Source organism: Halarcobacter bivalviorum (assembly GCF_003346815.1).
Lineage (GTDB): Bacteria > Campylobacterota > Campylobacteria > Campylobacterales > Arcobacteraceae > Halarcobacter > Halarcobacter bivalviorum.
On the sequence record NZ_CP031217.1, the window covers coordinates 968,529 to 973,770 of the forward strand.

The following is a 5,242-nucleotide window of genomic DNA, read 5'->3' on the forward strand; positions in this document are numbered from 1 at the left end:
CCTAACGTCTTTTTAAGCACTTCTTCGATATACTATCCAAATTTTTAACTACACTACGGGGAACTTTATGCCAAAAAGAGAAGATATTAAATCTATTTTACTTATAGGTTCTGGACCTATTGTTATTGGACAAGCGTGTGAGTTTGACTACTCAGGAACACAAGCTACAAAAACATTAAAAGAGTTAGGATATAGAGTTGTTTTAATTAACTCAAACCCAGCTACTATTATGACAGATCCGGAATTTGCTGATAAAACTTATATTGAACCAATCACAGAAGAAGTTGTTGCAAAGATAATTGAAAAAGAAAATATTGATGCTATTTTACCAACTATGGGTGGACAAACAGCACTTAACGTTGCAACTTCAATGTATGAAAAAGGTATGTTAGAAGGAGTAAAATTCCTTGGAGCACATCCTGATGCTATTAAAAAAGGTGAAGATAGACAGTTATTCAATGAAGCAATGATTAAAATTGGTATGGACTTACCAAAAAGTGCAAATGCTTATAGTGTTGAAGAAGCTATGAGAGTAGCAAAAGAGATTGGATTTCCTGTAATCTCAAGAGCATCTTTTACTCTTGCAGGTGGTGGTTCTGGTGTTGCTTATAACATGGAAGAGTTTAAAGCTCTTGCAGAAGCTGGTATTGAAGCATCTCCAATCAATGAAATTGAGATTATGGAATCAATGCTTGGTTGGAAAGAGTACGAAATGGAAGTTATCAGAGACCACAAAGATAACTGTATTATCGTATGTTCAATCGAAAACTTAGACCCAATGGGAGTTCATACAGGAGACTCAGTTACTATTGCTCCTGCCTTAACTTTAACAGATAAAGAGTACCAAGATATGAGAAATGCTTCTTTTGCAATTCTTAGAGAAATTGGTGTAGATACTGGTGGTTCAAATGTTCAATTCTCAATTTGTCCAGATACTGGAAGAATGATTGTTATTGAAATGAACCCAAGAGTTTCAAGATCTTCTGCCCTTGCATCTAAAGCAACTGGTTATCCTATTGCAAAAGTTGCAACACTACTTGCAGTTGGATTTACACTTGATGAAATCACAAATGATATTACAGGTACAGCTGCATCATTTGAGCCAGTAATCGATTATATTGTTACAAAAGTTCCAAGATTTACTTTTGAAAAATTTCCAAAAGCAGACTCTACACTTACAACTGGAATGAAATCAGTTGGTGAAGTAATGGCTATTGGTAGAACATTCAATGAATCAATCCAAAAAGCACTTTGTTCTATGGAAACAGGAATTGTAGGTTTTGACCCAATTTGTAGCGATTTAGAAAAAATCAAAGCAGAAATTAGAAGACCAAATGCTGATAGATTAAGATACTTAATGGATGGTATGAGACATGGTCTTACAAATGAAGAGATTTTTGAATTATGTAAAGTAGACCCATGGTTCTTAACTAAATTTAGAGAAATTTATGAATTAGAGAAAACAATTGATGACTCAATTTTAACTGATGAACTTAAGATGAGAAAGATTAAAACAAATGGTTTCTCAGATAAAATGATTGCAAACTTAATTGGTAAAAGTGAAGAAGAAGTTTATCAAGCAAGAAAAGCACTTAATGTAGAGTTTGAATACAATGAAGTAGATACTTGTTCTGCTGAGTTTAAAGCTTTAACTCCATACCTTTACTCTACAACAAATATTACAAAACTACCAAAAGTAGAGAAAAAAGATGAGGATAAAAAAGTTCTTATCATCGGTGGTGGTCCAAATAGAATTGGTCAAGGTATTGAGTTTGACTATTGTTGTGTACATGCTTCATTTGCTTTAAATGAAATGGGTATTAAAACAATTATGTATAACTGTAACCCAGAAACAGTATCAACAGATTATGATACTTCAGATATTTTATATTTTGAACCAATTGATTTTGAACACGTAAGAGCAGTAATTGAGCAAGAAAATCCAGATGGAATTATTGTTCATTTCGGTGGGCAAACTCCACTTAAACTTGCAAATGCAATCCATGATGCAGGTGGAAAAATTATTGGTACAACTGCAGAAGTAATTGATTTAGCAGAAGATAGAGAGAAGTTCTCATCATTTGTTGAAAAAGCAGGACTTTTACAACCAGATAATGGTACAGCTGTAAAAGTTGAAGAGGCAATTGCAATTGCCCAAAGAATTGGATTCCCAGTACTTGTAAGACCATCATTTGTACTTGGTGGAAGAGGTATGAAAATTGTTTATTCTGTTGATGAATTAAAACAATATATGGATGAGGCAGTTTCTGTTTCAAATGATGCACCAGTACTTATTGATAAATTCCTTGATAGAGCAATCGAGCTTGATGTAGATTGTATTTGTGATGGAAAAGAGGTTTATATTGGTGGAATTATGCAACATATTGAAGAAGCAGGAGTTCACTCAGGAGACTCAGCTTGTTCTTTACCACCAGTTTCAATTTCAGATGAATTAATCAAAGAGCTTGAAGAGAAAACAAAAGCAATGGCACTAGGACTTGGTGTTGTTGGTCTTATGAATACTCAATATGCAATTCATAAAGGACAAATCTATTTAATCGAAGTTAACCCAAGAGCTTCAAGAACTGTTCCTTTTGTATCAAAAGCAACTGGTATGCCTTTAGCAAAAGTAGCTACTAGAGTTATGTGGGGAGAATCTTTAAGATCTGCTCTTGATACATATAATTCTGATATTGTATATGAAGATAATGGTGTATTAAAACCAATTTTAAAAGGTCACATTGCAGTTAAAGAGGCTGTTTTCCCATTTACTAAATTAAGCGGTTCAGACCCACTTTTAACACCAGAAATGAAATCAACAGGTGAAGTTATGGGTATCTCTGATAACTTTGGTGAAGCATATGCTAAAGCACAAAGTGCAGCTAAAAATGGTTTACCAGTTTCAGGTAAAGTATTTATCTCTTTATGTGATTTAGATAAAGAGTATGCTCCCAAAATTGCACAAGGATTAGTGGAAGAAGGTTTCTCAATTGTTGCAACAGGTGGAACTCATAAAGTTATATCAGAAGCTGGAATTGAGTGTGAAAAAGTACTTAAGATTTCTGAGGGTAGACCAAATATCATTGACTCAATTACAAATGGCGAAATTGCTTTAGCATTTAATACTTCAGATGGAAAAGAGTCATCTAAAGATGATGGTAAAAATATCAGAAGATCAGTTTTAAAAGAAAACATTCCTTATGGTACAACAGCTGCAACAGCACTAGCTTGTATTGAAGCTATGAAAGCTTTAAGAAAAAAAGATGGATTAGGTGTTAAATCTATCCAAGAATTTTTAAATGACTAATGGATACTAATTTAATATATTTAGTACAAACTGATACTACAGTAGGTTTTTCATCAGCAAATGATGAAAAACTTTCTACTGTAAAAAGAAGACCAGCTTCTCAAAAAATACTTCAAACACTAGACTCTTTTGCTACTTTAAAGAAAAATACAAGAATACCTAAAGAGCATAGAAAAAGAGTTAGAAATGCAAAAAAGACCACTTTTATTTATCCAAATCTAGATTCATTTAGAGTAGTAGATAGAAATGATAAATTTCATAGTTTTATTAAAAAATTTAAAGCTCAATATTCAACTTCTGCAAATCATACAAAAAAGAGTTTTGAAAAAGATTTTGCCTTAGCAAATTGTGATGTAATAGTTTCAACAAAAGATGGTTTTAGTGAAAAAATCTCTTCTTCAATATATCTTTTAAAAAAAAGAAAATTAAAGAGAATAAGATAAAAAATGTTTATTCATAGAAAAGCAGAACTTGAAAAATTAAATAGTAGTTATTCAAGTGCAAATTCAGCTTTAGATATAATCTATGGAGTAAAAAATGTTGGAAAAACTGCTTTAGTAAATGAGTTTGCTAAAGATAAATCTTATATCTATTTTTCTAGCTATGAAATGATTTCTAGCCATTTTTTTACAAATATGGCAAATACTATCTCTAAACATTTTTTTGGAGTTAATACTGTAGGTAAACCTTTTAACTCCTTTGAGGAAGTACTTCTTTTTTTATTTGAACAAAATATTGAAGAGAAGCTTCTATTTATATTAGATGATTTTCAAGCTATTTTAAAAACAGATAAACAAGCTCTTGATATTTTATGCAAATATTGGAAAAAAGATTTAAAAAAGAAAAATATTCATATTGTTGTACTAAGTTCTTTACAGTTTTTAGAATATCCTGCAAAAAATGAAATCGAAAGTTTAACAAATAATATTATAAAGCTAGAATACCTAGACTTCTTTGCAATAAAAGAGTTTTTCCCAAATCTAAGTAAACTTGACCAATTATATATATACTCTTTATTAGGAACTACTCCTGCTAATTTAAAATATTATAATCCAAAAATAGACTTTACAGAAAATATTGTAAATCTTTTTATCTCTTCAAATGCTTATCTTTTTGAATATGGGGTAAGAATTTTAAAAAATGAAATTTCAGAAATAGGTACTTATTGTTCAATTTTATATGCAATAGCAAAAGGTCATAAAAAAATAGGAGAGATAGCAAAAGAGTTAGATTTAAAATCTACTTATCTTTCTAGGTATCTTTTAAAACTCAATGATATGATGATTATTAAAAAAGTGATTCCTTTAGGGGAAGAAAAAAATAAGAACTCAAAGTATGGAAGATATGAGATTAGTGACAACACTTTGATTTTTTGGTTTTTATATATCTATCCAAATCTTCAATTACTACAGCAAAATGAACTTGAAAGAGTTAGTCAAATAATTCAAGAAGAGTTTATTAAAAAAACAGTATTTCAAAGTTATAAAAAATGCATAAAAGAGATTATCTTTGATAAACAAGAGACAATCTTTGGTTATCTACCTAAAGCGATAGGTTCATGGTGGGATAATAGTGATAATACTATAGATGTAGTTGCTCATAATAATAAAATTGTAACCTTTATACAAATTTTATGGGAAGATAAAGATATTGCAAAAATTGCTTACGGAAAATTAAAAAACACTTCTGATAAATTTGAAACTTCCCTTGAAAAAAAATATATTATTGTTACAAAAAACACCTTTTTTAATATGAAATAAGTGATTATATTCAAAAATATTTGAAATAAATTTTTTCTTTAAAGTCCCTATATTAAGCTATCTATTGCTACTTTATGTTTTAAAACATAATAAAAATAAATAAATATAAAAAATTATAAATTACATATGAACTTTTAGCTATAATTTATCTAATTTAATACTTCAAGGGTAAATT

The 5,242-nt window shown here is 29.9% G+C and carries 3 protein-coding genes; all 3 read left to right on the forward strand.

Annotated features, from left to right (window positions below):
- Positions 1-67 precede the first annotated feature (67 nt).
- The 3 genes from carB to ABIV_RS04930 are packed head-to-tail and all read left to right on the forward strand — an operon-like array spanning position 68 to position 5,067.
- Entirely contained in the window at positions 68-3,307 is a 3,240-nt protein-coding gene (gene carB, locus ABIV_RS04920) for a carbamoyl-phosphate synthase large subunit (protein WP_114838843.1), read from the forward strand.
- Positions 3,307-3,750, forward strand: a complete 444-nt coding sequence (locus ABIV_RS04925) for a Sua5 YciO YrdC YwlC family protein (RefSeq protein ID WP_114838844.1) — start codon at positions 3,307-3,309, stop codon at positions 3,748-3,750. Before carB ends, ABIV_RS04925 begins: the two co-directional genes overlap by 1 nt.
- A 3-nt stretch (positions 3,751-3,753) precedes the next feature.
- On the forward strand, positions 3,754-5,067 hold the full coding sequence (locus tag ABIV_RS04930) for an ATP-binding protein (protein WP_114838845.1): 1,314 nt from the start codon (positions 3,754-3,756) through the stop codon (positions 5,065-5,067).
- The last annotated feature ends 175 nt before the right edge of the window (positions 5,068-5,242 follow it).